This is a genomic window from Haloarcula sp. MBLA0163 (assembly GCF_055632435.1).
The window spans coordinates 839,733-866,243 of record NZ_CM145745.1; the positions used below are offsets into that span (position 1 = coordinate 839,733).

Consider the following 26,511-nt stretch of genomic DNA (forward strand, 5'->3'; position numbering starts at 1 on the left):
CGCTGGCTAGCCGATGCGGGCAACCAGCGCCGTCCGACCAGCGCGGCGAGTGACACCGACCTGCCGAGAGCGGAACCCTTAGAAAGCGCCCGACCCGAGCCTACAGGTATGGGGCTGTTTCGTTCGGGCGGCATCCTCGGCATCGCCGAGTCGGCGCTCGACTTCGCGCGGGCCGCGTCCGAGGAATCCCATCCGAACGAGTACATGGGACTGCTTCGCGGCGACGACGCCGCCAAACTGGGACTGGACGAGGACGGCACCGTCCTCACGGACGTCCTCGTCATCCCGGGGACCGAGTCGAACCCGGTGAGCGCGACGGTCAAGACGAGCATGGTGCCCAACGACATGCGCGCCGCGGGGTCGATCCACTCACATCCCAACGGGGTCCTCCGACCGAGCGACGCCGACCTCGCCACGTTCGGCCGGGGGGACGTCCACATCATCGTCGGCTACCCGTACGGACCGGACCACTGGCAGGCCTTCGACAACGAGGGCGAACCGGTCGACCTGCCGGTACTCGACGTCGACCCGCCCGAGGAGTCCTTCTTCGACTTCGACCAGAGCGACATCGACCGGGAACTCCGCGAGGAGGAGTTCGACTCGTGAGCCGCGTCGTCGCACAGGGGACCTTCGACATCCTCCACCCCGGGCACGTCCACTACCTGCGGGACGCGAAGGCGATGGGAGACGAACTCCACGTCATCGTCGCCCGCTCGGTCAACGTCACCCACAAGGAACCACCGGTGATTCCGGACGAACAGCGCAGGGAGATGGTCGCCGCGCTCAAGCCCGTCGACGAGGCCCACCTCGGCCACCCCGAGGACATCTTCGTCCCCATCGAGCGCATAGACCCCGACGTCATCGCGCTGGGGTACGACCAGCACCACGACGAGGAGCAACTGCAGGCGGCGCTGGCCGACCGCGGCATCGACTGCGAAATCCGGCGTGCGAGTCCGCTGGACCGGGAGGACTCCGACCGTCTGCTCTCGACGGGCCGCATCATCGACAGGGTCCTCGAAGAACGCGCGTAGACGGTCGGACGCCGCTTTTGCAGACCGGAGCGGGGCTTTCGACGGTCCAGTCCAGCGGGCAGGTCTGACCGTCACGGCCGGCCGGCCGCTGAACGAGCGAGGACGGTCCCTGCCGGGCACCGAGTCGCGTCGGCGACGCTTTCGCCCCGGTCTTGCGGCTGACGGGCTATCAGAGGGCCCACGGGACCTACACCCGGCCAGCGTTCTGGGAGCGCCACGTCGAACAGCCGGTGGTCTGACGACCGCCGGTGGCACAAGACACTTATCTGTCATCCGAGCACCGTCCGATATGCCCTCCACCCGCAGGTCCTTCCTCGCAGCCACGGCGGCCACCCCGTTCGCGCTCGGCGTCGCCGCCGCAGACGGGGCGCTCGGCGTCCAGTGGCGCCAGTCGTTCCCGGGGGAACGGCTCAGAGACAGCACCCGCGTCGGCGACACGACGGTCCTGCTCACCGGCCGCCCGGACGAGTCGGGGACGCTCCGGGCCGTCGCCGACGACGGGTCGCGCCGCTGGGCCCGTCCCGTCGCGGAGCCCCCCGCCGTCGAGGCCGTCACCGGGACCGCCGACGGGGGCGTCCTCCTGGCTGGTCGGGCCGAGACCGGCGACGACCACGTCGTCGTCGCGCGCCTGACTCCCGACCGCTCGCTCGCCTGGCGCCACCGTGTCGGCGTCGGCTACCACGACGACGAACTCCGCGTCCGGCCGCTCGGTGACGGTGCCGTGCTGGTCTCGAACGAACTCGGGACCCACGCCGTCTCGACGCGGCTCCAGCACGTCGTCGCGGACGGCACCGTCCGCTGGGACGACACCCGGGACGGCCTCGCCGGCCTCGTCACCGGCACCATCGACGGCGACCTCGCCGTCGGCGGGTACGCCTTCGAGTCCGAGTTCCACGGCTGGCTCGACCGGATAGCCCCGGACGGCGGGACGGTCTGGGCGCGCCGGTGGCCGACGTACCTCGACGTCGCCAACGCTGGCCCCGCCGGCGGCGTGACGGTGGCGACCCTCCCGGACGACGAGGGCGGCCCCGGCTGGCGGTACCGCTACCTCGCGACCGACGGCGTGACCGAGCGTACCTGGAGGCACAACTTCGACGGCGACGCGCCGACGCCGGTGGCGACCGCACGGCTGGCCGACGGCGGCGCGATGACCGTCGCCGACGTCGACGAGTCGGGCCGCGTGTTCTTCCTGCGGACCGGACCCGAGGGCAGCCCCGACTCCGCCACCGTCGTCCCCTACGAGAGCGCTACGGTCCCGCGGGCGGTCTATCCGCTAGCCGAGGGGGCCATCGTCGCCGGACACGCGCAGTCCGCCACCGACCCCGGCGCCTGGGTCGCCCGGCTCGCTCCCGGGGCGCCACAGCAGCCGACCGACGCCGGGACGCCGACGGGGACCGACACGCGGACCCGGACGACCCGGACGGCGACCGACACCGAGGTGACGCCCTACCCACCGCCGCCGACGACCACGTCCGAGACGACGACCGGGGACAGCGGCCCCGGATTCGGCCCGCTGGCGGCGCTGGCAGGCATCGGGACGGCGACGCTCGCGAAACTGCGAGACGACGAGAAGGGGGTCTGATTAGATGAGGTCGTGCTCGGCCAGCCGGTCGACGGCCTCCTGCAGGCGCTCCTTGCTGTTCGCGTAGGAGATGCGAGCGTAGCCGGGCGTCCCGAACGCGCTGCCGGGGACGGTGGCGACCTGCGCGTCCGAGATGGCGGCGTCGCACCACTCGGTGTCGTCGCCGTCGGGCGCTATCTCCGGCATCATGTAGAACGCGCCCTGCGGTTCTGGGACGTGGACGCCGTGGTCCTCGAACAGGCCCATGAGGAACTCGCGGCGCTCGGCGAAGGCCTGTCGCATCTCCTCGACGGCCTCGTCGGTGTTGGTGAGCGCCTCGATACCGGCGTGCTGGACGAAGTTCACGGCACAGGAGACCGAGTGGGAGTGGACCTTCCCGGCCTGCGAGACGAGCTCCTCCGGCGCGGCGAAGTAACCCAACCGCCACCCGGTCATCGAGTACGCCTTCGAGAAGCCGTTGAGCGTGACGGTACGGTCCTCCATCCCGTCGAGGGTGCCGAGGCTCGTCGCCTCGACGCCGTCGTAGGTAATCTCCTTGTATATCTCGTCGGAGATGACGGTGATGTCGTGTTCGACGGCGAGGTCACGGACGCCCTCCAGCGCGGCGTCGGAGTAGACGGCCCCGTGGGGGTTGCCCGGCGAGTTGACGACGAGCAGTTCGGTGTCGTCCGAGACGGCGTCGGCGAGGTCGTCGAGGGCGCCCTCCAGCTGGAAGTCGTGGGCGGCGGTGTCGACGCGGGTCAGCGTCCCGCCGGCGAGTTTCGCCATCGCCTCGTAGGAGACCCACGCGGGGTCCAGCAGGGCCACCTCGTCGCCGTCGTCGATGACGGTCTGGAAGACCTCGTAGAGGGCCTGCTTGCCGCCCGGCGTGACGATGAGGTTCTCGGTGCCGTACTGCGTGAGGCCGTCGTCGTGGAGTTTGTCGACGAGGGCCTCTTTCAGTTCGGGGATGCCGTTCGAGGGGGTGTACCCCGTGTGGCCGGCGTCCAGCGCGTCCTTCGCGGCGTCCTTGATGTTCTCGGGCGTGTCGAAGTCGGGTTCGCCGACCGAGAGGTCGACGACGTCCTTGCCCTCGGCCTCGAGTTCGGCGGCCTTGTTGCTGATCGCGAGTGTCGCGCTCGGTTCTACACGTTCGACGCGGGAAGCGAAGTCCATAGTCATAGGTTTGCGAGTTCGATGGCGCTCGTGACGGCCGACCCGCCCTTGTGGGTGCGGGCCTCGGCCTCGTCCTTGCTCATGCCCGGACCGATGATGCCCAGCGTGACGGGGGTGTCCCGGTCGAGCGAGACGTCGGTCAGGCCCTGTGCGGCGGCGTCGGCGATGACCTCGTCGTGGTCGGTGTCGCCTTCGATGATGACCCCCAGCACCGCCACGGCGTCGACGTCCTCCCGACGTGCCAGTCGGTCGGCCGCCAGCGGCGTGTCGTAGGCCCCGGGCACGGTCACCGTCTCGACGATGTCTGCGTCGTGGTCGGCCGCGGCAGCGCTGGCCGACTGTCTCATCGCCTCGATGACGGCACCGTGTTTGTCGTACTGGGCGACGACCAATCCGAGCTGCACCATATCTGTGTGGGTGGCTGTCGTCCCTAAAGAACTACCGTTCCGGCACGGCGAACCAGAAGGGTTCTAATCCTGCCCCTGCTTGCCACCACCATATGGCTACGTCGAGCGGTTTCCTGCCCGCCCTCCAGAACGCGCGCCGCCGCGTCAGTTCGTGGGTCAGGGCCGACGAGTACGCGACGGTCAAACTCGTCGTCGGCATCACGCTCCTCGCGCTCGTCCTGCGACTGGTCTCGCTCGGACAGCGGGTCGCACACTTCGACGAGGGCCGCGTCGCCTACTGGGCGTGGCACTACGGCGACACCGGCTCGTTCGCCTACCGCTACATCATCCACGGGCCGTTCATCCAGCACGTCGACCGCTGGCTGTTCGCCGTCGTCGGCCCCTCGGACTTCGCGATGCGGCTCCCCGTCGCCGTCGTCGGCGGTCTCATGCCGCTGGTCGCCCTCCTCTTCCGCCGCCACCTCCGCCGGACGGAGGTCGTCGCCGTCGCACTCCTGCTCGCGGTCAACCCCGTCCTCCTGTACTACTCGCGGTTCATGCGCAGCGACATCCTCGTCGCGGCGTTCATGTTCGTTGCCTTCGGCTGTATCGTCCGGTTCTACGACACCCGGCGACCGCGCTACCTCTACGCCGTCGCCTTCTTCATGGCGCTGGGCTTCGCCTCGAAGGAGAACGCGCTCGTCTACGTGTTGACGTGGCTCGGCGCGACGGGGCTCCTGCTCGCGAAGGTGCTCGTCCTGCCGAACGGCTTCCGCGACGCCGTGCTGTTCATCACCGATACGCCCTCGGCCGGCGAGATTCGCGACCGCGTCGTCGGCCGGGTGCGGGGCGACGTCGCGCTCGTCGTGGAGACCGTCCGGTCGTTCCGCGACCGCCACGACAGTCCGCTCGGTGTCTTCGGCGTCTACGCCGGCCACGTCGCGCTCGGCGTCCTCCTGTTCGCCGCCGTCTCGCTGTTCTTCTACGCGCCCCGCGGTGCCGGCGTCGCCGGCATCCAGCACCCGCCGGCCCCACCGTCCGGCGGGTCGGTGGGCTTCTGGGAGGGCGTGACCAACCCGGCGCTGTTCGGCGAGATGGTCCAGACGACCGTCGACCGCGTCGTGGACCAGTGGAGCGAGTGGCTCAACCCCGCCTCCGAGAAGACCGCCTCGGACTACGAGCGACACCTCGGCGTGTTCCTCAAGGCGATGGCGTACGCCTCGGCCCCGCTGACGGCGTTCGCCGGCCTCGGCTACGTCCTCGACCGACTGGGGTACACCGCGCCGCGCCACCTCGTCCCGTTCCTGTTCTACGGCGGGTTCGTCTCCATCTTCGGCTACCCGCTGGGGACCGACATCGGCGCGCCGTGGATCGTCGCCCACGCCGTCGTCCCCCTGGCCGTGCCCGCGGGCGTGGCTCTCGCGGCGGTGTTCCGCTGGGGGCTGGAGTCGCTGTCGACCGACGACGAGACGGGCGTCGCCATCGCGACCGTCGTGTTCCTCCTCCTGACGGTGCTGGTCGCCAACGTCGCTGTCACGCGCGTCTACACCAACACGACCGCCGACAGCAACGAGCTCGTCCAGTTCGCCCAGCCGGACCAGTCGGTCAGGGAGGCCCTGACCGAGATGGACCGCATCGCCGCGGCCCACGACGGCGGCCCGGACGTCGTCGTCTACCACGGCGAGTCGGGCGACGACTACGACGAGAACAACGCCTACGTCGAGCAGAGCAGGGACACGTGGGACGAGGGGTGGTGGAACACCTTGCCGACCTGTATCAAGTGGTACAACACGCTCCCGATGCCGTGGTACTTCGCGGCCAACGACGTCTCGGTGGCCTGCGAGAACGAGGAGACGGCGCTGGGCGTGCGCGCGATGCAGAACCAGCCGCCCATCGTCATCACGCAGGTGTACGACTCGACGGTGCCCGGCGAACGCCTCCGGGCGGCGGGTTACACGAACGAGAGCTACATGATGCGCACCAGCGGCTACAAGAACACGTTCACCGTCTGGACCCATTCGGAGTACGCGGCCAACGCGACGGCCGAGTGACGCCGCACGACGCCCCGGTCGCTCGCCGGGCCAGAAATCAACGCTTATGCGCTCGCCAGCGAAAGCGCGCCACATGACACGCACGTCTCCCGGCCCGACCGTCGGCGTGGTCGGCGGGGGCCAACTCGGACGTATGATGGGCGAGGCGGCCGCGCCGCTGGGCGTCGAACTCGTCGTCGCCGACCCGACGCCGGACTGCCCGGCCGCACCGGTGGTCCGCGACCAGCTGGTCGGCGGCTTCGACGACGAGGAGACGTTCCGCCGGCTGGCCGAGCGCGCGGACGTCCTCACCTACGAGATAGAGCTGGCCGACCCCGACGTCCTCGAACGCGTCGCCGAGGAGACGGGGACGCCGGTCCACCCCGACCCCGACACCCTCCGCACCATCGAGGACAAACTCGTCCAGAAGCGACGGCTCTCGGAGGCCGGGGTGCCGGTCCCCGAGTTCCGCGCCGTCGAGACGGCCGACGAGCTGCGCGAGGCCTGCGAGGAACTGGGGTACCCGGCGATGCTGAAGGCCCGCACCGGCGGCTACGACGGTCGCGGGAACGTCCCCGTCTCCGGCCCCGAGGACGTCGAGGCGGCCATCGACGACGTCGCCGGCCCGGCGATGGTCGAGGAGATGGTCGACTTCGAGCGGGAGCTGGCGGTGATGGGCTGTCGCGGCGACGGCGAACGCGACGCCTTCCCGGTCACCGAGACCATCCACGAGGCGGAGATACTCCGCGAGAGCGTCGCGCCGGCACGCGCGAGCCAGGCGGTCCGTGACCGCGCCCACGAGGTCGTGCTGGACGTCTTAGACGTGATGGACGGCCGCGGCGTCTTCGGCATCGAACTGTTCCAGACGGCCGACGACGAGATTCTGCTGAACGAGATCGCCCCGCGGCCGCACAACTCCGGCCACTGGACCATCGAGGGCTGTCACACCTCGCAGTTCGAACAGCACGTCCGCGCCGTGCTGGGGATGCCGCTGGGCACGACCGAACAGCGCGACCCCACCGTCTCCGCCAACATCCTCGGGGACGTCGACGAGCGCCAGCCAGCGGCGCTGTACGGCGACGAGACCGTCTTCGAGACCGACCGCGCGCACCTCCACTGGTACGGCAAGCACGAGGTGTACGAACTGCGGAAGATGGGTCACGTCACGATGCCCGGCGACGGGGACGTCGACGGGTTGCTCGCCGACGTCCGGGAGCTGCGCGACGGCCTCACGTTCCGGGACTGAGTCTCTCGAAACGCCCGTGGACACCGGCTGGTCGCCGCGTCGAGCGATTCGCGAGGCCGGCCCCCACTCGGTCGGACGTCAGGCCGACTGTCGACCGGTCTGCTTCTCCTCGACGAGTTCGAGAAAGCGTATCTCCGGGTCGCCTTTCACGCCCGCTTCGTCCATCTTCTCGCGCAACGCCTCGGAGTCGACGAACTCGCGGGCACCGTCCATCGAGTCGAACTCGAAGACGCCGAGAACCTCGTTTTCGTCCGCCGCCGAGCGGAACAGTCGGTAGCCCTGTTGGCCGTGCTCGACCCGGCGCTCGTCGTCCTCGTCGAACACCGGTTTCCACTCCTCGAAGTCGGCCACTTCGTGTCGAATCAGTACGGATGGCATTGGGGTCACTCCACGGAGATATTGTTGGCGAGCCATCATAACTTGCGGTTGCCAGATACCAGTTCGTCGTGGCCCTGTTACTCCCAGCGGTGTTTCTCCTCGCCCGTCCCGAACCGAGGCGTCTTTGTCCGTCCGGTCCCGATGCGGGCGTATGGAGCGACGGGCCTTCCTCCGGGCGGTCGGACCGGCCGCGGCGGTCGGACTGGCCGGGTGTATCGGCGGACGCGGGGCGAACACCGACTACGACGTCGGCATGGGCGCGAAGGTGTACCGCCCGCAGGAGCTTCGGGTCGAGCCGGGGACGACCGTGACGTGGCTCAACACGAGCAAACAGGGCCACACCGTCACCGCCTACGAGGACACCCTCCCAGAGGGGGCCGACTTCTTCGCCTCGGGCGGCTTCGAGAGCGAACAGGCCGCCCGTGACGCGTGGGGCAACGGCACGGAGGGGACGCTGTTCCAGGGCCAATCGTTCGAACACACCTTCGAGGTGCGCGGGGAGTACCCGTACTTCTGCATCCCGCACGAGCGCGGCGGGATGGTCGGGACCGTCGTCGTCACTGACGACCCGGGACCGACCGAAGAATAGCGCGTTCGAGTGCCGAACGGAGTTAGGCTTCCTCGACCTCGACGTCTTCCTCGTCGACGTCGACGGCCGTCTCCTCTTCGGCGGCGACCTCCTCGGGGCGAGCCTCGAGGGTGGTCTTCTGGATCTCGACGCGGCGGAGCGGGTAGATCTCCTTGGCCTCGCCGTAGATGGCCGAGGAGAGCCGCCCCTCGACGACGCTGTCGACGAGCTCCTCGAAGGTGCGGTCCTTCGCGGTCTCCTCGACGAGGTCGATCATCGTGCGTCGGATGGCCTTCTCCTGGGAGGCGTCGGCCTTCTTCGTCGTGACGGCGACCGGCTGGATCTGGACGCGGTAGTCGTCCGTCGTCAGCACGGTCACGAAGGCCTCGACCTTCGAGGAGCCGCGGCGGACGAGCGAGCGCAGGTAGTCCCGCGTCAGCTCGTGCTTGACGAACTCCGTGTACGCGGAGTCGCTGGCGACCTCGTTGATCTTGAAGGTCAGCTTCGTGTTGTTCTCGCTGGCGTCGTTCTTCAGTTCACCCAGCGTGGTTTCGATGGTGCGACCGAGCACCTTGTCCGGTTCGTCTGCGGGTGTCTCACCGAGCACCTCCCGGTCGAACTGTTCGGGAGCCTGCACGGTGTACCACCGCTTCTGCTGTTTGCGCTTGGAGACGCTTCGTTCACTCATGGTTGGATTGTGTTGGTTGGTCGGAGAGCTGTGCTGCGACCCGGAGGTTGACGATGTAGTCGTCGACGGTCGACTGCAACCCGCCCGTCGAGTCGCGCTCGACGGTGGTGACCACCGCGTCGCCGTCGACGCGGGTGGTCATCTCGGTGGTGTTGTCCGGCCGGAGTGCGGCCGCGACGCGCTCGGCCCGGGCCGGCGTGCCGTGCGTCGTGCGGATCTCGGCCCGTCTCATAGTGCCTCCCTGAACGCCGTGATGAAGTCGGCGGTCGACACGTCGAACCGCGCGCTGGCGCGGGCGCCGTGTCCCACCGATTCGCCGTCGACGGCGTCGGCGGCGGCCCGCATCGCCGCGGCCACGTCCCGGCCGTCGGTGGCGCGGGCCGCGGCCTCGCCGTCCGTGACGACGAGCGTCACGGGTTCGGGCGCGCGGAAGTCGGCCACGAGACGCGCGACGGTGCCGACGGGCATCCGGTCGCCGCGGGCGACGAACAGGCCGTCGTACCGGCCCGTCGTCGCGTCGGCGACGGCGGCGTGAGCCCGGCGGGCGTGGGTCCGCCACGCCGAGAGGGCGTCCGCGCGGACGCTGTCGTGGCCGAGCGCCAGTGCGATGCCGACCCCGGGGCGTTCCCGGGCGACGGCGTCGAGCACGTCGGCGTAGCCGCCGACCGTCTCGAACGGCCCGCCCACGTACGGGTGGAGGACGCGACCGAGGGCGTCGGCGGCCCGCGGCGGCGCGTCGTCCGCGCCCGTGACCGACAGCGCGACCAGCGACGCGACGCGCCGGTGGTCGTCGTCGGTCGGCTCGGCGGGCAGGTCGAGTTCGGCCAGCGTCGCTCGTGCCTGCTCCTCGTCCCCCGAGAAGGGGCCCGAGAGCAGCGTCGAGTGGGCCAGCCCGTCGGCGAGGTCCGCGACCGGTATCGCGAGTCCGGGGCGGCGGTCGAGGCCCGCCTGTTCGGCGGCGCTCTCGACCGACCCGTCCACGTCGCCGCCGGCGATGGTGCCGGCGAGCGCGAGGGTCGGACTGGTCGCGGTGCCGAGTTCGCGCGCGGTCTCGAAGGCGGTCGCGGCCGGCCGGTCGGCCAGCGCGTGGTCGGCGGTCGGGAGCGAGCGACCGAGGGCGACTGTCACGTCGGCCTCCGTCGTCCGGTCGGGGTCTGCGAAGGGGGCGACGACGCTCGCCTGGAACGGCGTCCCGGCGGCGTCGAGTGCCCGCGCCAGCACGCCCGTCGCGGCCAGCGCGGCGCCGGTCGCGTCGCTGACGAGCCGAACGAAGTCGGCGGCGCCGAGCGACGCGGCGACGTCACTGGGAGCGGGGGCTGGCGTCTGTTCCCGACCGGTGGTCGACATTATTCGTCGTAGAGCAGCGCGACGGCCTTGTCGTAGCTGTAGGTGAAGTCCTCGTCGAGTTCGTCACCGCGGTAGTAGTCGACGAGGCGGCGGATCTTCGACTGCGTGTTCTGGAGTGCACGCTTGTTCTGGTGGTCGCCGGGGTTCTCGTCCATGTGGTCGCGCAGGCGGACCGCGCGCTCCATCAGGTTGCGGAGGTCCTCGGGCAGGTCGCCCTCGGCGTCGTTCTCCTCGAGAATCTCGGTGACCTTCTTGCCGGTCGCGAGCTTGACGTTCGGGACGGGCGTGCCCTGGACGCCTTCGTCGCGTAGTTTGAGGCCGATCTCGCTGGGCGAGTGGCCCTGTTCGGCGAGTTCGACGACGCGTGCCTCGATGGCGTCGTCGTCGACGTCGCTCCACTCCGGGGGTTCGTCTGCCGCGGGCTTGTCCGAGTCGGACGAGCCACGACGGCGTGTGTGCATTCGTGCCATTGTTGTCGATTGGAACCGCACGAACCGCTCGTCGCTGCCGGTAGCGAGGCGTATCGGCATCGGTAGATGCCAAACACGGCCGCAATCCCGAGCCGTGGAATCCCACGGCGTGTCAGATTTGCGGTCGTGCTGTTCCCGTTGGAGGGTCGTCGGTCGCGCGACTAAACCGTTTCCATCTCGGGCTCGTGGCCAGTAGACATTTGTACTGGTACGTCAACCGAGCGTGCATGGATAGACGTGCGTTCCTCCACAGCGGTGTCGCGGCCGCCGGTGTGGCACTGGCCGGGTGTGACAGCGACGCGCCGATGGGGACGCTCGCGACGTACGTCAGCGACCAGCCTGGCGACATCGGGGACTTCGACTCCTGTGTCGTCGCCGTCGACGAGATTCGCGTCCTCCCGAGGGCGGCCGCGACCGAGACGGAGGACCACGAGGGCGACGAACTGACCTTCTCCGTCGGCGGCGTCAGTCTCGACCTCGTCGACCTGACCGGCGAGGCGGCCGCGCTCGCCGACACCGTCGAACTCCGGACCGGGGAGTACGCGTACCTGAAGCTCGGTGTATCCACCGTCGAGGCGTCGCTGGCCGACGGCGGGACGGCGATGATGTCGATCCCCGGGAACGCTCTCCTGAAGTTCCCGCAGCCGTTCGAGATCCGCGCCGACGAGACGACGCGCTTCACAGCCGACGTCACGCCCGTCGCTCAGGGCGAGACCGGCCGATACGTGCTCAGTCCGGTCGCCGAGGAGACGACGGTCAGGTACGAGTGAGAGTTCGCTACATCCGCGACGAGACCCGCTTTCACCAGCAGACATCCGGATTACAATTCGGATTGTGTGGCGGACCGTTGGTGAGTGCGATATTCGCACCATCGGTCCTGCAGGCAGGGTCGAGGTGACCTCGAAAAGTACCGTCTCGCCACGCCTCGGTCAGCGGCTCTGGAGCTCTGGTGGATGCCGCTGAAGAACCGGCCGTGAGGTACGCGGTCCACCGCGTGCGGCCAGAGCGTTTATCACGTTTGATAGGTAAGGGTGCACGATGAGCAGAGGCCGGGGTCACGTCGGTGAGCGACGGCGCGCGCAGTCGTCGCCGCTGGGGCTCACACTCGTTATCGCGCTGGTCATCGCTTCGACGACGGCGGTCGTTGCGCTCGGTGCCGGTGCGATATCAGACACGCAGGCACAGCTCGACGTCGAGCGAACGGAAAAGACGATGACTCAGCTCGATTCGCAGACGGCGCTCGTCGCACTCGGCGAATCCGACGTCCAGCAGGTCGATATCGCGTCACCTGGGTCCAAAGGATACCGGGTCGAGAGCAGTGCGGGCCGGATGAAGTTGTCCTACGAGAATGTGAGTTCGGGTGTTGAGAAGACTATCTTCTCGACCGAGATGGGGCGGGTGGTCTACGAACTCGACGACGGGACGACGCTGGCGTATCAGGGCGGTGGAGTCTGGCGGTCCGCCCGTGACGGCAACTCGGTCATGGTCTCGCCACCGGAGTTCCACTACAGGGAGGCGACGCTGACGCTCCCACTGGTGACAATCGGCAACGACGGGTCCGTCGACGGTCGCGCCGTCGTCACGCGGAACGACACCAAGCAGTACTTCCCCAACACGTCGATAAACAACGAGTTCCGGAACCCGCTCGAAAACGGGAAGGTGCAGGTCACCGTGACGAGCGACTACTACCAGGCGTGGGGGCGGTACTTCGAGACCCGTACCGACGGGCGTGTCGAGTACGACCACCCGAACGACAAGGTGACCATAACCCTCGTCGCGCCGCTCCAGAACACCAAAATCACGTCGGCGACCTCGAGCCTCTCCGCGAGTGGGTCCTTCGAAATCAACGGCGGGACCAACGTGCTCTGTGGTCCCAGCGTCTACACGAACAGCTACAACTCCAGTGGCACGGACGACGGCTACTGCGCCCAGTCACCGGGCCGAGCTGGCGACGTGGTCTACGGGGGTGACGTCGACATAAGCAACGGTGCAGGTACCAACGATATCAAAGGTGACGTCGTCTCGGGCGGGACCGTCTACGTGGGCAGCGGTGGCGGTGGCGGGAAACCGGAAGTCTACGGGAACATCAGCTATACAGACAACTGCGAACCGTCTGTCTCCGATTGCGAGGACCAGATTACCTACGGACCGGGGACCGTGAGCCAGATCAGCGGCGTCGACGAGGCACCGTCGATAGACGGGCTGATCACTACCAGAGTCGACGAGGTCGCCACCGACAACGACAACAGCGCGACGGGAAACATCTCTTCTAACAGCCTCGACTTCGCCAACGCTGGCACCACAGACACCGTCGAACTCTCACAGGGGACGTACTACCTCTCCGACCTCACTGTCTCCTCCTACGATACAGTCTTCCTCAACACGACGGAAGGTGACGTCGTACTGGTCGTCGAGGACAATGTCAAACTCGAGAACGACGCGAACATCACCGTCCTCGGAGACGAATCGGCAAGCGTCTACGTCGACGGGACGGGCACGTACAACGGGAACCACCTCTACATGGGTTCGTCGAGCAACATCACCAACGCTGGCGACGACGCTGCCCAGTTCCGTATGTACGGCAAGTCCAACTTCACCGCGATGATCGGGAGCGGGGCCGGCGGCAACCTCGCGAAGTTCGTCGGCGTCATCTATGCTCCGCCCGGCGAGAGCGGGACCGGAAGCGTGACCCTCGACGGTGGGGACGTGTACGGTGGCATCCTCACCGGAACGACCACCATCGACGGCGGGAACGGTGGGAGTATCCACTACGACGAGGCGCTCCAGACACAGCGGGTGCTCGAACGGAGTGGCACAATCACCAAAGTCACGTACATCCACGCGTCGGTAAATCAGGTCAACGTCACGGGTGCCTGAGGCCCGACGTCCGTCCGACCGGCGTCATCAGCCGACGTCGCCGGTCACTGGTCGATGTTGACCGCGATGTCGTGGTAGACGACGTAGACGCGGTTGATGCCGCTCCCGTACTCACACGAGACGGTGTTGGCAGTCGTCGCCGTGTCGTCACACACCCGACTGAAGTAGTCCGCCCAGAGCGACTGTCGCGGCGAGTCGGTTAGGGTGATGCGAATCTCGTCTGCCGCACCCGTCGCGTTCGCGTAGGCCATCTCCGTTCGTCGTTCGTCGGTTCTGACGAGCACTGTAGAGCCACCGAGGCTCTGCTGAGTCGGCCGGTTGAGGCCGACCACGGGCACGAGGACACGGTCACTCCGGACGATGAACGGTGGCTCACGGACCACGACACCGCCGTCACGAGTCGTCCGGAACACGGCGCCGAGTTCGTAGGCGATGGCGCGCTCTCGGTTTCCCCTGTACTCGATTGGACGCACCGTCCAACTGCCGACGGTATTGAACCCGCTTCCTTCGTCGACGTCGACCGTGACGGTGACGTTTTCGCCGGTCACCAACTGCTGCTGGCCGAGGCTGATCTCGGTCGCTCGGCTCGGGGCACCTCGCTGGTGGATGTCCGCGACGTTGTCGGCGAGGACGTCGAAGGCCCGTTCGGCGTTCTCCATCTGCTCGGCGTCGCGGGTATCCTGCAGACTCCCCAGGCCGGCCACGGATACGACAGCGACGGAGGACAGAATGAGCCCGAACACGAGCGAGTAACTCAGGACCTCGCTCACTGCTCGCTCAGACATCCTGCACCTCCAGTGACCCACTATCGTACGCGATCTGGACGACACCGCCGTCCGCGGCAGTGTCGGCTAGCGGCGTCTCCGTCTGGACGCTGACGCTCACAGATATCTCCGGTCGGGCCGACCTGAGCACCACGGCTGGTCTGGACGAATCGAGTGTTATCTGGTAAGTACTCCCCGTCACCCGGTCCGGAAACTGTTGGGATATCTCGACAGTGGGGGTACTGCTGTCCGCGGCGACGACCAGTCGGTCTGCGCGCATGAGGTCCGAGACGATCTGCTGGCCGACGACCGTGAGTTCGTTCCTGATGACCTGTTCGCGGCGGTCGTCGACGTAGTTGCCACCAGCGACGAGCAGGCCAGTCACGAGCGTCGCCGCTATCGCGAGCGTCAGCGTGTACCCGAGCGCCGTCGAGACGGCACGGTGGTCACGCATCTGGTTCACCCGGAGCGACCCGTACATCTGTCTCGTAGCGCATGTTCGCTGTCTCGTAGGTGTAGCGTACCGTCACTTCGTACAGCGCATCCGTGTTGAACGGTTGGCCGCTGCCGATGAGGCCGAGGTTCGGCAGGACGAGGTTCCCGTCGTCGTAGACGACCAGCGAGAAGTTACCCGAGATCTGGTCCGCGTTCTTGAAGTAGATGTCGTACTGCTGATTCGTTCCCGGGTCGACACCGGTGCCGGACCCGAAGTGGAAGTTCCGGCCGTCAGGCGTCGTCCGAAGCGCGTCGCAGGGCTCGTCGTCTATCGTACCCTCTGTGACGTCGACACGGAACGTCGGGCTGGCACTGTCGACGGTGACCTCACAGTCCTCCTGACGGTTGGTACCGCTCTCGTTCCGAATCGTCCGTACGTGTACCGTGTCTGTCCCGTCACGATAGAGGCGCATCCGCCAGCTGTTCCGGTTGCCGACGGCACCCGACTCGTTGACCTTGACCTCGAACGCCGAGCTGTTGGACGTCGCGGCGATACTGCTGGCGTTGATGCGGAACGCTCGGGTCCCGTTGCCTCCACTGACCCGCTCAACGTCGCCGGCCAACTCGTAGTCTGTCGCGCCGCCACTGGACTCGAACCCGTCGGACTCGTTGTGGACGATACGGACCCCGTTCTGTTTACTCTGGTAGGTGACTTCCACTACCCGTCCCGTCCGTGCCTGCTGATACCCCGTCTGTGTACTGACGTTCCTGACGCTCGCCTGGACGGCGTCTTCGAGGCCGGCATACCCAGCGGAGGCGTTTCGCCGATTGGCGACCGCCACGGCCTCGCCGACGTTCGCTTCGACCATCGCCCGCATGTCGAGTGCGTCGTCGCTGCCGGCCGTCTCGCCACGGGTCGCGAGGTTCTCGGAGTAGATGGCCGAGTTCACGATGAGCGCCAACACGACGAATATCACGGCCAACGCGAAGGCCGCGAGGAGGATTATCTGTCCGCGGTCCGACCGGCTCAAATCCGCCACGCGACCACCTCCACGCGAACTGTGTTGTACAGGTTGCTGCCTCGGTCGGGCATCGGGTACGTCGAGTTCTCGTCACCCAACTCTGTGGCGTTGCGGGTCCCGTCGGCTTCGACGAGGTGGTCGTCGTCGACGAGGACGATCGTGTGCGTCGCAGTCACGGCGTTGTCGCTCGGGACGCCGTTGTAGATGTACCGCCGCGTAATCGATTCTTCGTCGTTGTTCTGAAATCGGAGATAGACGTTGTACGCGATGCCGCGTTCGTTGAACGACCGTTCGAGCATCGTCCCGAACGTGTTGTTGGGAGGTGCGCTAGAGTAGTATCCGAGGTCCTCGCTGCTGTCGTGGAAGCGGCGAGAGCTGTTGTTCCAGTAGAGGACGGCTGATTTCAGCGCGTCTGTCTCTGCTGCCGACGCCAGGACGCCTTGCCCGGTCGCTTGCTGCTGGTTCTCGATGTGTTGACTGGAAGTACTCGCAGACAGCGGCGTGACCGCAGTCATCTGGAGCGCGAAGATGAGACTCGTGAGCAGGAGTAGGGCCCCGACGGTCGCTTCGAGCGTGTGTGCCTGGCCGCGCATGTTACCACATCACCACGTACACTGTCACGTCCGTCGCATCGAGCGAGACGACTCGCAGTGCGGTCACCGAGGCGTCGTTGTCTTTCGGCGGCCGGTCTCCCCGAGTGAAGGGCACGTCGCAATCACTGTTGGTCGCTTCGAGAAGACCCGTTTCTTGCCCGTCTGCTTCCCAGCAGAGAAGGTCCTGACCGGCCCCGCTCGTAGAGACGTTCCCCCGGATCGTGACGTTGAGATTTTGTCGGGCTCCGTCCAACTGAAATTGTGACTCGACACTCCCCGAGCCGTAGTTACACTGTGCTGGACTGTTGCCATCGAAGAACTCGACCGTACAGTATTCGTCTAGAGCATATGGGTTCTCAGGGTGAGCGAGAACGCTCTTCGTGAGGTCGTCTGCCACTCTGTTGGAGATGACCGTCTCCTCCTGTGTACTGTCGGTGAACGGCGCCAGCACCCCGGGGATGAACAGGAACACGAAGATGAGCACCGCCAGAAAGAGGCTCATCCCGATGGCAAAATCGAGCGTCGTCTGGCCGCGCATCAGTGTTCTCGCCCCGCTTCGTGGCCGCACCGCTCACGGCCACCCGGTCTCTCAGTGCCAGTTCCCTTGCCGTACATGTATCGCCTGCGCAGTCCCACGCTACGCGGTGTCTGACGGAGTGTCGCACTGGACACTCTTGTACATTGTGGCGGTCCCATCCGGGAGTGCGGGACGGCAGCGACTCCCACGTCCGCCCCGGTTCGATGGGTTTAAGAAAGGTCGTCGGATACGATTGAGTGCAGCGAGGGCTCGTAGATCAGGGGTAGATCACTCCCTTGGCATGGGAGAGGCCCCGGGTTCAAATCCCGGCGAGTCCACTTGAAAATAGCCGTGGTGACGGGGGAACCCCGAACCGCGTTTTCACCGTCCTCAAACGCTTAGCAGAGCGTTTCGGATTTTTAACGTCTCCCTCCGCAAATCGAGATGACCAGCCGAACAAACGGGGGGCTCGCCCTCCGGCTATTTCGCGGAGGGAAATTTGCCGCTACTGCGGCGACTACACCGACCGGCACGAGATGTGTCCCGCCCTCGCCGATGGGAGGTGTCGGCCATGACGCCGACCCTGGAGACGCCCTGTCTCACGCAGGGCAACTGGGTCCGGCGACCGCGCGATTCCCGGGACGTCGACGGGCGCGACCTCTGTGACCAGTGTTTCCCTGACGGCTGGGACACAGTCATCGAGAAAGACGTCGAGACGTTCCTGACGACGCGGCGGACCGGTGCGAAGCTCCACCGTAGCATCGACACGGGTGACGACGCCGACACCAGTGAGTTCGGTGACCACGACTACCCCGACCGAACGCTCGCCGCTCGTCTGAGCTCCGGTGACGTCACCGTCGATCACGAGTTCGAGTGGGACCGCGCGGGAGGTGACGTGTAGATGGTCTCGCACGACGACGAGTGCGCGTCTCATTCGTTCTGGTGGCGGTTCCGGTCGCTACCCGTAGCTGTCTGGTCGGTGCCGTCGTCCGTCGCTGGCGTCGGGTGATCGGTGTCGGCTCTCGCCCGGTCGACGGCGTGTCGGGTGCCCTGTCGGCTAGCGACCTACAGCGTCCCCAGCACGAGCGGGAGTGCCAGCAGCACTGCCGACAGGCCGGCCCAGTTCGCCGTCGCGAGGATCGACGCGATGGTCGCGTAGCCAGCCAGGTGGACGAGCGTGGCGCGGTCGTTCATGTGCCACCTGCAAGGAGTTCGCCGACGAGATCGCGGCTGGCGCCGGCCGCCTCACGCCGTGCTCGCTCGCGCCGTCGTTCGTCGACGTTTCGCCAGTCGGTTCGGTACGCTCGAATCGCGGTGTCACCCGCGCAGTCCGGCGGTTCGTCGCCACCGGACGGGTGATCAGTCATGGGTAGGGGTACAGGCCCGCGGTTCGACCGCGGGTTGGCCGCGAATGTGACTATCAGGTGATATACCCGCCGTTGAAATAGGGAACAGTGCCAGCCTGTGGCCAGAAAACCGTGATAGAAGATACGTTTAATAGCCTAGATATGGCCCATCCGCTATGCAACAACTCCAGACCCGAGGTGGGTCAGGACTGGTGACGGTGCCGAAGGACTTTCTCGAACGTGACGGGCTTCTCGACGAGAACGGTGAACCGAACGACGCACACCTGACCGTCGAGCGGTTGGGTGAGCGCGCGTACGTTGTCCGGGTCTGTGACGGCGACGTGCCCGAGCTGGCCGAGTGTGAGTTCATCCAGCGCATCGCCGCCGAGCGCGTCCTCAATGAGGACGTGCTAGGGCGACGGCACGGTGAGTGAATAAGTGAAAATCTGGCGTACGAGGCAAATGAAATGTGTCGCAAAAAATAGGAACTGCGAACTTTTTATGACTCGTCTGCGCCAACCTCGCCGTTGACTTCCCCACCGGTCGTTGCCGTCGCACTCCGGTTGTTGACCGTCACAGTGAACGTCGCGGTATCGCTCGACTCGATTAGTTTGGTGCCGCCGTTTCCAGGCTCTCCATTGTACACGGCACAGGTGAACCGCATCTGCACGTCCGTTTCTTGCTTACCGCCGTCATTGTCAGCCTCGAACACGGACGTGCTGTACTTGTTGGCTGCGTCACGAAGGTCTGGGTCGCTCCCAGCGATTGCGTAATCTTCGTTTCCGTTTTCGTCACCGTAGTTGAATTCGAAGTACCCGTCGGTTCCGGTTTGCTGCGTTTCGTCGTTCGAGCCGCCCCAGTTTGCACCGAGTTCACCATAGTCTTCACCGTGGCTGCGCCAGCTACTGAAGCCGCCACCAGTGTTCACGCGTGACTCGGTTTTGTAGTACCCGTAGGTGGCATTCTGGTCAAGGCCATCCCACGTGAAAATCAGGCGCCCGCCGAAGGCGACCCATTTGATCTCTCCGTCGTCGGTGGTGACCGCAGACGGACTCGTTGCCTGAAGGTCCGTATCTGATGCTGCTGCACTGCCGGTGAAGGCCGCAAATCCGACACCGGACGCCGCGACAGCTCCGATTCCGCCAATTCCTTTCAGTATGGAACGTCGTTTCATATGTTTACCTGCCCCCACAGCCCTTCTCCGTGCCGTCTTCAGCACCCATTCGCTGCGGGAGACAACCAATACGTGACCGTCGCTTCCATTTATTCATCAACTCACTAAGGTATAGTCAATGAATGCTATCTCACTAGTTAGAGAGTGTATACTCTATGATATCTGTCTCTGTTGAAACCCTCAGACCGTGACAGGAGGTGCGTGCTAAATATAGAGGATACAGTCAGCACAGTACCTCCGTTTCTTTCAGGTACCTCCTACTGAATCAGCTGCTCAGTGTGAGTGCGTAGTTACCAGTCGTTGCACCAGCCGAACCGATAAGTGACAGCTATTGATTGCGGTTCCCCCCGAACTGATGGTATGCACGACGGGACAACCAAATTGAGGCGCGTTCTTTGTACGTTCGGTCTTGGGGCGCTGCTGGTGGTCGCGGGCTGTACTGCCCTTCCATTCAGTGGCTCGTCCGTTCAAGAGCGCCCGGTTACGGTTATCCTTAACAACTCGGCAAGCACAAATCACACGTTCGAAGTGTCAGTGGTAGAACTACCGGCTGAATACACCCTTCGCTTAAATGACGGCCGTGTTGACACCACCTCGATTGGCCAAGGAATCCGCTCCCACAATCCCGGAGATAACCAGACATTCACGACAGTCGAACTACCCGAATCGGCCCGTCTCCATGGACGGTACACGCTTGCTGCTGGCGAAACAAGTCAGACTTCCATTGAAGATTTCCCTCGACGCTTTGCCGTGGTTGTTGTCGTCTCTCGGGAGGTGGGGGAAATCGTGTGGTACGTCACGGTCAATTGTCATGAGCAGGCTCTTGCAGGGTTCGAAGTCATCCGTTTCTCCGATTGGGTCGGTGTCTCACACTCGTGCGTTTGAGACTCGTGTAGTCCGTGGCGGTAGTTCCCTCCCCTGTATCGACCGCTCAGTAGGTGTGCGAATGTGTGGTCAGGGCGTAGACGGGTAGTATGTTGCGGCTATTCACGGACTTGTAGCGCCATCTCGTGGTATGAACCGCCGGACATACTTGGCGGCGGCAGGGACTGTCGCCCTCAGTGGATGTCACGGGAGGTTCACCGGGAACTCCCGCCAAAGTCCTGGGGAAGTTACCTGCACCGCTGACCTCCCACCGAGCTCGTCAAGCGGGCCCGGTAACGGCTCGTGGCTGACCGAACTCCACGATATGCAGAATACCGGCCAGACGGATGCCGCGGGACCGTCTGGGTGTGTCGAGACGCGGTGGACGTGGACCCAAGAACGGCGGCTATTTGGGACACCGGTTATTGACAAGGGTTCCGCTTACGTACCCCATTCGGTGATTGATGACGTTTCGTTCGTTGTTCTCGCTGCCGAAACGGGCGACGAACAGTGGCACTACGATGGGGTTCCATTGACGCCCAGACGGACACCGACGCTCGTCGACGACACACTCTATCTCGTGAGTTACTCAGCCATCGATGCAGTCGATGTGCACGCACAGACATCCCGCTGGCACATTCCATTTCATCTCGAAGGGGAGCTGTCTCACATCGAGGGGTTACAGCCGCCACGCGTCGCGAATGGCGTCGTATACCTCGCGGCTGACCCCGGGGCGGTCCTCGCATTAGATGCAGACACCGGCGCGCTTCGGTGGATCCACGATATCGAGGGACTCCCCCCGACCGTTCGCATCGAGGGCGATAGCGAGGAACACGCGGCGGTACGCCGCCAAGGAAAACCTTTCGCGCCGGTAGCGGTGACGGACCAGCGTGTCTACGTCTCCAGTTGGGATCTCTCGCTGTACGCGCTCACCGCCGAGACTGGCGAGCGTGAGTGGGCGTTCTCCCCCGGGATGGATCACTTGGATATGCTGCACGCGCCCACGGTTGTCGACGGTGCCGTCTACACCCAGACGGAGGATGCTGTCCTGTACGTCCTTGATACCGAGACAGGCGACCTGTTGTGGACGTACGACGAGTACGGCGAATCCTCCGATGGCGTCTCACCAGTCGTCGATGAGGAGTCGGTGTACATCATCGCCGGGACCTCGACCGAGAACCTGTTCTTGGTAGCACTGAACCAAGCGGATGGCACCGTCCAGTGGGAACGCCCCGTCGGACCGCCATTCCAAGACCCCGTCGCAGACGAAAACACGATTTATCTCGACCAGGGGCGGAATGTAGATGCGATCGAGAAAGCGACGGGAGAACTGAAGTGGGAGCTTCGAATGAACAGCGCGCTCGCTGCACCCGCGACAATCGTGGATTCGGCCATCTTCGTGGCGGATACGGCGGGAACTGTCTATGGTGTCTGGTAAGTCTTCTCGCGCTCTCTAGATCCCCATCGAGCGGGAAGTCCTTTTTCTGTACTGACCGCTCATCATCTTTCGATGATTGGCCCTGAAGCGTGCTGACTATGCGCTCTGTATTCAGCACGGCTCCTGAAACCTATCACCGATTAAGGAGTTTAACAAGGTCAGCATTCAAATGCGTCTGATAGCACGTCTAATTCGGATATTTCTGTCACTCCGTGTCGACGGTGACCGTGCGCTCGACGGCAACATGCATCTCGCGCGTACTGAGGCGGTCGGCGACCTCGGCGAGGACGTCGTCGCCAACGTGATCCGCGAGGAAATCCAGCGCGTCACGCTTTGCGCTGAGGTCCTGATGGGCGTGTTCGGTGGCGTGGATGACCGCAGCGGTGTTGTTGCCGACGCCGAACACGTCTTTGGCCTGCTGGATGGACTCGTAGCGGTGGGCATAGCCGTCGTCGGCATCGGTTCGGATGCGGACCTGACTCGGAATGTCCTGACTCATGTCTGTGGCCACGGCCCCCAGAAGCCTAGTTTTTCCGGCTCCCTCGAATTTGCTGAGTATATAAAGACCGGCCGAATCCTACAGACGCCGCGGGTTGAGGCGGGGGCGTGCCGCGGTCGTCGCGACCAGCTCGGCTGCGTAGTGGCCACGAAGTGAGCGGGTCTCGTGGCCACTATCGCGAATCGGTTTCTCTCGACGTGCGACCCCCAGTGGTCATATCCAGATCCATCTGAATGGTCTTCACACTGTGACGGTTTCTTGAGTTGCGGTTACGAGGGGCCAATGCCAGCCCGATCACGGTTGATAACCCAGTATACCGAGTAAAATCCGGTTGTCTGTTACGACTTGTACAAGCAGTCGTGTCTTGTGATTACTTCTCAATGGGCTTTCTCAGATTCTGTAACCGGAGCATTGTATTTACGTATCCAGACCGCCACAATCTGGTAACTGCCGAAAACGAGTGGGAAACCCCCACCCGAGCAACTGGAGTTGTCTGCGTGGCAACTTGTGCGTTTCCCTCGTTTCGGCGGGTAAGACAATGAAATTGCAAGAAATACTCAACAACGACGATGCTGTATCACCTGTTATCGGCGTGATACTTATGGTTGCGATTACGGTAATCCTTGCGGCCGTGATTGCGACCTTTGTTCTCGGTCTCGGTGATCAAGTTAGTAACACCGCCCCACAAGCCAGCTTCTCATTTGATTACGATAGCACTGCCACTAGTCCGTCTAACACTACTCTGGGGAGTGATGGTGCTCTAACGATCACTCACGACGGTGGAGATACTATAAACAGCGCTAATCTCTATATACAGGATAATGATGGAAATAGCGTCACAGACTCTTATGCTGAACACTTCTCTGGTTCTGGTTCTACCGGAGTGGAAGTGAGTGCGGGAACTTCAGCTAAGGTCCGAGTAGGCAGTGGTGATACCATTCGCGTTACTTACCGGGATTCGTCTGCGGATTCCTCGGCAACACTCGCGAAATGGACCGGACCCGACGCCTAACACTCGCTACTCTTTTTATCAGTCGGCCGTGGTGAATCGCCAGACGTAGCTTGATTTCACGAGTTCAGCGATTGCTTGATGTTGTGAACCGCACACATCAGGACGAGTTCACGAAATTCAGCGTACCAGGTTCGCGCACGCACGGCGTCGCCGAGCGTGCGCTTGATCGTCGAGAAGACGGTCTCACACATCGCTCTCTGGCGGTATCGAGGCCCATCGATCCGCGCGTTGTGCGCGTGATCGATGGGCCGGAACTCACGATGTTTGATCAGCGGTCTTACGCCCTCTTCGCGGAGTTTCTCGCGTAAATCCATCCAATCATAGCCTTTGTCGGCAGCGAGGCTGGCGAGGTCGCCCGCGTTGCGGCGGGCGACCTGCCAGCCGAGCTGTGTGTCGTGGCGTTTCTCGGTCGTACAGTGAACGTCCAGAATGGCTTGGCTTTCTGTGTCGACGAGAGCAGTCGTTTTGAGCGTCTGAACCTGGTAATTCGTCCGCCGACAGTAGTGCTTGCTAGCGTTTTCGCGGTCGAAGAATGTTGCGTCAATGGCGGCGTGACCAGATAGCTCGTGCAACTGCGCCGAGAGGCGCAGCAACACTCGCCAGAGTGCTGTCTTGATTCTGTCAAACCACTTGATTAGCGTGGAGTGATCGGGGAGATCGGCCGCTTCAAGGCCGATATCCCCGAGTATTTGTGGCATCCCACTCAGCAAATCAAGTGCTTCTCGGTAGGATTTTTCCAGGTAAACCCGCAGACAGTGCAGCGACACCACCGCATACTCGGCGAAGCCGCCACCCCCTTCGGGGGCGGCGACTTCGCCTCGCTCACCAACAGCATTTTTAGCTAACTGGGCCGCTTTCTTCGTGAAGCGGGAGATCTTCGACATGAACCATCGGCGGTTTCCCGCTTCAACTCCCTAGTTCTGACGGTCGAAACCGACGCCATCCAGTGATTCACCAGAGCCTATCAGTCCAATATTCTACAAACTTGTCGGCGAAGTTACAAATCTGCAGGGATTGGTGGAGGCCTTTGCGGAAACATATGCGTCCGCAAGTACATTAGATTCGTGGGAATTGGTCCAACAGTATCAGCATGTAACTGGATATTCCGCAAATCACCCGAACAAAGATCTGCTGCGGTGGCATCGGCACTGGAGCTGCCACGATCAAGAATTCGACTGTGGGTTGACGCCAACGGACAACCCGACGTTGTCCGAGGTATGCAACAAGCAGCAGTAAACGGCTGGCTTGACCTCACCTGAGACGAATCGACAATTCGTCATCTCACGATTCTTGTTGTGTGGATATTCAGCACAGTAGCGTGAATGAGAACTATCAACCCGCTTTTGCCGTGGATGAGGTGCCAGTAGTATTGTCGAGGCAACACTTGATGAGCTTGGAACCGGTGCGCTCGCATTCCGTGAGGACGACCTAGAACGGGCAACAGAGGTCCGTCCTGATGTAGATGCGAGCATATTGGGTCGTCTTTTAGTTGCGCTGGGTGCACCAGTTGGTTTCAAAAACTGGGACCGCGAAATAGGCCTCTCCGAGTATCTTGCTGGTGCCCCAGAGGATATTCGCCTTACATTTGTCATGATATACGGCATGAATCGGGTACTGACCGATCGGCCCAGCCTTCAACACTGATCCAATTAGCTGAACAGCGGGATACCGTCTTTCAGGGTCAGTTGAACCATTGTTCGAGTCTTTGACCACTGCTGATGCCCTCCGTGGTGATGCTGAATCCTATCGCCTTTCTGCTGATGCGGCTACAACACTTGGAAAGGTGCCGCCAGTTATCTCAGATGATGAGTCCTCAGCGTAGTTCTGTTAGACAGCCCTCAAAAGTACTCAAGTGCAATTTCAAGGCCGACTTGAAGGTTTACAGCACTGACTTGGAGGCCCTTCAAACAACATAACCGACTACTACTTTTATTACAATTGATAACCGTGGGTCTTCTGTATGGATCTTAAGCAACTCTTAAACGACGACGATGCGGTATCACCGGTTATCGGTGTGATTCTCATGGTCGCGATTACGGTGATCCTCGCGGCCGTGATTGCATCATTCGTACTTGGGCTCGGGGATCAGGCTCAGCAGACGACGCCCCAGGCGAGCTTTAGCTTCGACTTCGATAGTTCAGTCTCAGTGACTAGCGGTAATGAACTAACAAATAGTACTGTAAAGTCCAGTGACGGTGAATTAACCATTACTCATGACGGGGGGGATACTATTGACTCGAGCAGGCTCAGTGTGAAAGATAGTGAGGGTAATTCAATATCACCATTTAGTGGAGAGGTTAGTGCTGGCTCATCTGTCGACCCAGAAATTGACAGTACCGACACAATTAGAGTCGTTTATAGTGGAGAGAGCGGAGACAATTCAGCAACACTCGCTACCTACAACGCACCCAATGCATAACCATGGATATTAAAAAACTCATTCCGCCAATCTCCGATGACGATCAAGCTGTCTCGCCCGTCATTGGCGTGATTCTAATGGTTGCGATTACGGTTATCCTCGCGGCCGTGATTGCTTCGTTCGTACTCGGGCTCGGGGATCAGGCACAACAGACCACTCCGCAGGCGAGCTTTAGCTTCGATTTCACAGACAATGCAGGTGGTGCGGCTGACGAATTGGTCGTTACTCACGATGGTGGGGATACGATTACAGCGTCCACCCTCGCATTCAAAGCAAGTGGTGTTGAAGGTAATGACAGCGACGGATCTGCATACAGTTCCGATGTGAGGATTGTAAATGCCAATAGTTGGAGTGACATTGGTAGTTCCGGTGACGTGGCGGCTGGATCTTCCATCACTCTAGATGGTGATGAATTCGTGTATGATCCGTCAGGTTCAACTAACGCACTTGATTCGTCTGCAGATAAAGATGGTGACACAAACGGAGACTATGTTGAACTCGAAGGTGCTACGATCCGCATCACGTATACGAGCGAATCTGGCGACAACAGTGCTACGCTTGCGACGTGGGAAGGTCCTGACGCGTAATCGTAGCTAATTCATTTTTTATTTTTAGCGCTTACGAGTGGAAACACAATCACTTTCACTCCGAGCATGGCTTGTCCTTTAGT

General features: G+C 63.5%; 31 protein-coding genes and 1 tRNA gene. 15 read left to right on the forward strand and 17 right to left on the reverse strand.

Annotated features, from left to right (window positions below; genetic code table 11):
* Positions 1-108 precede the first annotated feature (108 nt).
* The 3 genes from ACV7GQ_RS04385 to ACV7GQ_RS04395 all read left to right on the forward strand — a co-directional run bounded on the left by ACV7GQ_RS04385 (position 109) and on the right by ACV7GQ_RS04395 (position 2,613).
* Entirely contained in the window at positions 109-606 is a 498-nt protein-coding gene (locus ACV7GQ_RS04385) for a Mov34/MPN/PAD-1 family protein (RefSeq protein WP_470312329.1), read from the forward strand.
* Positions 603-1,031, forward strand: a complete 429-nt coding sequence (locus ACV7GQ_RS04390) for an FAD synthase family protein (protein ID WP_470312330.1) — start codon at positions 603-605, stop codon at positions 1,029-1,031. The genes ACV7GQ_RS04385 and ACV7GQ_RS04390 overlap by 4 nt, the downstream gene beginning before the upstream one ends.
* Before the next feature lie 289 nt (positions 1,032-1,320).
* A complete protein-coding gene (locus ACV7GQ_RS04395) occupies positions 1,321-2,613 on the forward strand; it encodes a hypothetical protein (protein ID WP_470312331.1) in 1,293 nt (430 codons plus the stop codon).
* Here ACV7GQ_RS04395 and ACV7GQ_RS04400 read toward each other — a convergent pair whose 3' ends face one another.
* Both ACV7GQ_RS04400 and ribH read right to left on the reverse strand, forming a co-directional pair.
* Positions 2,614-3,774, reverse strand: a complete 1,161-nt coding sequence (locus ACV7GQ_RS04400; protein ID WP_470312332.1) for a pyridoxal phosphate-dependent aminotransferase — start codon at positions 3,772-3,774, stop codon at positions 2,614-2,616.
* The gene (gene ribH / locus ACV7GQ_RS04405; protein ID WP_470312333.1) at positions 3,771-4,175 is read right to left on the reverse strand and encodes a 6,7-dimethyl-8-ribityllumazine synthase; all 405 of its coding nucleotides are present in this window, start codon (positions 4,173-4,175) and stop codon (positions 3,771-3,773) included. The genes ACV7GQ_RS04400 and ribH overlap by 4 nt, the downstream gene beginning before the upstream one ends.
* 92 nt (positions 4,176-4,267) lie before the next feature.
* Here ribH and ACV7GQ_RS04410 point away from each other — a divergent pair, with 92 nt between their 5' ends.
* Positions 4,268-6,205, forward strand: a complete 1,938-nt coding sequence (locus ACV7GQ_RS04410) for a flippase activity-associated protein Agl23 (protein ID WP_470312334.1) — start codon at positions 4,268-4,270, stop codon at positions 6,203-6,205.
* 73 nt (positions 6,206-6,278) lie between these two features.
* Entirely contained in the window at positions 6,279-7,430 is a 1,152-nt protein-coding gene (locus tag ACV7GQ_RS04415) for a 5-(carboxyamino)imidazole ribonucleotide synthase (protein ID WP_470312335.1), read from the forward strand.
* Positions 7,431-7,508: 78 nt separating this feature from the next.
* Here the strand turns inward: ACV7GQ_RS04415 and ACV7GQ_RS04420 are convergent, their stop codons facing one another.
* Positions 7,509-7,808, reverse strand: coding sequence for a hypothetical protein (locus tag ACV7GQ_RS04420; protein WP_470312336.1), 300 nt, complete (start codon positions 7,806-7,808; stop codon positions 7,509-7,511).
* A 151-nt stretch (positions 7,809-7,959) separates the two neighbouring features.
* Here ACV7GQ_RS04420 and ACV7GQ_RS04425 point away from each other — a divergent pair, with 151 nt between their 5' ends.
* Entirely contained in the window at positions 7,960-8,397 is a 438-nt protein-coding gene (locus tag ACV7GQ_RS04425) for a plastocyanin/azurin family copper-binding protein (protein WP_470312337.1), read from the forward strand.
* Between the two features lie 22 nt (positions 8,398-8,419).
* Here the strand turns inward: ACV7GQ_RS04425 and ACV7GQ_RS04430 are convergent, their stop codons facing one another.
* Genes ACV7GQ_RS04430 through ACV7GQ_RS04445 form a run of 4 tightly spaced genes read right to left on the reverse strand, consistent with a single transcriptional unit; the run spans position 8,420 to position 10,881 of the window.
* Positions 8,420-9,064, reverse strand: coding sequence for a 30S ribosomal protein S3ae (locus ACV7GQ_RS04430; protein WP_470312338.1), 645 nt, complete (start codon positions 9,062-9,064; stop codon positions 8,420-8,422).
* A complete protein-coding gene (locus tag ACV7GQ_RS04435; protein ID WP_470312339.1) occupies positions 9,057-9,296 on the reverse strand; it encodes a KEOPS complex subunit Pcc1 in 240 nt (79 codons plus the stop codon). The genes ACV7GQ_RS04430 and ACV7GQ_RS04435 overlap by 8 nt, the downstream gene beginning before the upstream one ends.
* The gene (locus ACV7GQ_RS04440) at positions 9,293-10,411 is read right to left on the reverse strand and encodes a hypothetical protein (RefSeq protein WP_470312340.1); all 1,119 of its coding nucleotides are present in this window, start codon (positions 10,409-10,411) and stop codon (positions 9,293-9,295) included. Before ACV7GQ_RS04440 ends, ACV7GQ_RS04435 begins: the two co-directional genes overlap by 4 nt.
* Positions 10,411-10,881, reverse strand: a complete 471-nt coding sequence (locus ACV7GQ_RS04445) for a 30S ribosomal protein S15 (RefSeq protein WP_470312341.1) — start codon at positions 10,879-10,881, stop codon at positions 10,411-10,413. The genes ACV7GQ_RS04440 and ACV7GQ_RS04445 overlap by 1 nt, the downstream gene beginning before the upstream one ends.
* 227 nt (positions 10,882-11,108) lie before the next feature.
* On the opposite strand from ACV7GQ_RS04445, the gene ACV7GQ_RS04450 reads away from it, so the two are divergent.
* Positions 11,109-11,651 (forward strand): DUF4382 domain-containing protein, encoded by a 543-nt coding sequence (locus ACV7GQ_RS04450; RefSeq protein WP_470312342.1) that lies wholly within the window; start codon positions 11,109-11,111, stop codon positions 11,649-11,651.
* Positions 11,652-11,919: 268 nt separating this feature from the next.
* Positions 11,920-13,758: a DUF7289 family protein gene (locus tag ACV7GQ_RS04455; RefSeq protein WP_470312343.1), complete on the forward strand. Its 1,839-nt coding sequence runs from the start codon at positions 11,920-11,922 to the stop codon at positions 13,756-13,758.
* Between the two features lie 44 nt (positions 13,759-13,802).
* On the opposite strand, the gene ACV7GQ_RS04460 is transcribed toward ACV7GQ_RS04455, so the two are convergent.
* From ACV7GQ_RS04460 to ACV7GQ_RS04480, 5 genes are read right to left on the reverse strand one after another with little or no spacing between them, the layout of a single operon-like run.
* On the reverse strand, positions 13,803-14,543 hold the full coding sequence (locus ACV7GQ_RS04460; protein ID WP_470312344.1) for a DUF7289 family protein: 741 nt from the start codon (positions 14,541-14,543) through the stop codon (positions 13,803-13,805).
* Positions 14,536-14,976, reverse strand: a complete 441-nt coding sequence (locus ACV7GQ_RS04465; RefSeq protein WP_470312345.1) for a DUF7266 family protein — start codon at positions 14,974-14,976, stop codon at positions 14,536-14,538. Before ACV7GQ_RS04465 ends, ACV7GQ_RS04460 begins: the two co-directional genes overlap by 8 nt.
* Positions 14,969-15,997, reverse strand: coding sequence for a DUF7261 family protein (locus tag ACV7GQ_RS04470; protein ID WP_470312346.1), 1,029 nt, complete (start codon positions 15,995-15,997; stop codon positions 14,969-14,971). The genes ACV7GQ_RS04465 and ACV7GQ_RS04470 overlap by 8 nt, the downstream gene beginning before the upstream one ends.
* Complete coding sequence (locus ACV7GQ_RS04475) at positions 15,985-16,572, reverse strand: DUF7288 family protein (RefSeq protein ID WP_470312347.1); 588 nt, start codon at positions 16,570-16,572, stop codon at positions 15,985-15,987. Before ACV7GQ_RS04475 ends, ACV7GQ_RS04470 begins: the two co-directional genes overlap by 13 nt.
* 1 nt (position 16,573) lies before the next feature.
* On the reverse strand, positions 16,574-17,110 hold the full coding sequence (locus tag ACV7GQ_RS04480) for a DUF7287 family protein (RefSeq protein WP_470312348.1): 537 nt from the start codon (positions 17,108-17,110) through the stop codon (positions 16,574-16,576).
* Between the two features lie 245 nt (positions 17,111-17,355).
* Between ACV7GQ_RS04480 and ACV7GQ_RS04485 the strand changes: the two genes are divergently transcribed.
* Together ACV7GQ_RS04485 and ACV7GQ_RS04490 are read left to right on the forward strand one after the other, a co-directional pair.
* Positions 17,356-17,427: transfer RNA gene (locus tag ACV7GQ_RS04485), tRNA-Ala, on the forward strand.
* 233 nt (positions 17,428-17,660) lie between these two features.
* Positions 17,661-17,990, forward strand: coding sequence for a hypothetical protein (locus ACV7GQ_RS04490; protein ID WP_470312349.1), 330 nt, complete (start codon positions 17,661-17,663; stop codon positions 17,988-17,990).
* Positions 17,991-18,154: 164 nt separating this feature from the next.
* Here the strand turns inward: ACV7GQ_RS04490 and ACV7GQ_RS04495 are convergent, their stop codons facing one another.
* Both ACV7GQ_RS04495 and ACV7GQ_RS04500 read right to left on the reverse strand, forming a co-directional pair.
* Entirely contained in the window at positions 18,155-18,283 is a 129-nt protein-coding gene (locus ACV7GQ_RS04495) for a hypothetical protein (protein ID WP_470312350.1), read from the reverse strand.
* The gene (locus ACV7GQ_RS04500; RefSeq protein WP_470312351.1) at positions 18,280-18,456 is read right to left on the reverse strand and encodes a hypothetical protein; all 177 of its coding nucleotides are present in this window, start codon (positions 18,454-18,456) and stop codon (positions 18,280-18,282) included. The genes ACV7GQ_RS04495 and ACV7GQ_RS04500 overlap by 4 nt, the downstream gene beginning before the upstream one ends.
* Positions 18,457-18,611: 155 nt before the next feature.
* Between ACV7GQ_RS04500 and ACV7GQ_RS04505 the strand changes: the two genes are divergently transcribed.
* A complete protein-coding gene (locus tag ACV7GQ_RS04505; RefSeq protein ID WP_470312352.1) occupies positions 18,612-18,869 on the forward strand; it encodes a DUF8053 family protein in 258 nt (85 codons plus the stop codon).
* A 65-nt stretch (positions 18,870-18,934) separates the two neighbouring features.
* Here the strand turns inward: ACV7GQ_RS04505 and ACV7GQ_RS04510 are convergent, their stop codons facing one another.
* Complete coding sequence (locus ACV7GQ_RS04510) at positions 18,935-19,609, reverse strand: hypothetical protein (protein WP_470312353.1); 675 nt, start codon at positions 19,607-19,609, stop codon at positions 18,935-18,937.
* 1,189 nt (positions 19,610-20,798) lie between these two features.
* Here ACV7GQ_RS04510 and ACV7GQ_RS04515 point away from each other — a divergent pair.
* On the forward strand, positions 20,799-21,911 hold the full coding sequence (locus ACV7GQ_RS04515; RefSeq protein WP_470313137.1) for an outer membrane protein assembly factor BamB family protein: 1,113 nt from the start codon (positions 20,799-20,801) through the stop codon (positions 21,909-21,911).
* 205 nt (positions 21,912-22,116) lie between these two features.
* Here ACV7GQ_RS04515 and ACV7GQ_RS04520 read toward each other — a convergent pair whose 3' ends face one another.
* Positions 22,117-22,410: a DUF7692 domain-containing protein gene (locus tag ACV7GQ_RS04520; protein ID WP_470312354.1), complete on the reverse strand. Its 294-nt coding sequence runs from the start codon at positions 22,408-22,410 to the stop codon at positions 22,117-22,119.
* 538 nt (positions 22,411-22,948) lie between these two features.
* Here ACV7GQ_RS04520 and ACV7GQ_RS04525 point away from each other — a divergent pair.
* Positions 22,949-23,422 carry a type IV pilin domain-containing protein gene (locus tag ACV7GQ_RS04525; protein ID WP_470312355.1) on the forward strand — a complete coding sequence of 158 codons (474 nt, stop codon included), beginning with the start codon at positions 22,949-22,951 and terminating at the stop codon, positions 23,420-23,422.
* 56 nt (positions 23,423-23,478) lie between these two features.
* On the opposite strand, the gene ACV7GQ_RS04530 is transcribed toward ACV7GQ_RS04525, so the two are convergent.
* Entirely contained in the window at positions 23,479-24,306 is an 828-nt protein-coding gene (locus ACV7GQ_RS04530) for an IS5 family transposase (RefSeq protein ID WP_470312356.1), read from the reverse strand.
* Between the two features lie 1,076 nt (positions 24,307-25,382).
* On the opposite strand from ACV7GQ_RS04530, the gene ACV7GQ_RS04535 reads away from it, so the two are divergent.
* A complete protein-coding gene (locus ACV7GQ_RS04535; protein WP_470312357.1) occupies positions 25,383-25,841 on the forward strand; it encodes a type IV pilin domain-containing protein in 459 nt (152 codons plus the stop codon).
* Between the two features lie 2 nt (positions 25,842-25,843).
* Complete coding sequence (locus ACV7GQ_RS04540; protein ID WP_470312358.1) at positions 25,844-26,428, forward strand: type IV pilin domain-containing protein; 585 nt, start codon at positions 25,844-25,846, stop codon at positions 26,426-26,428.
* Positions 26,429-26,511: the final 83 nt, after the last annotated feature.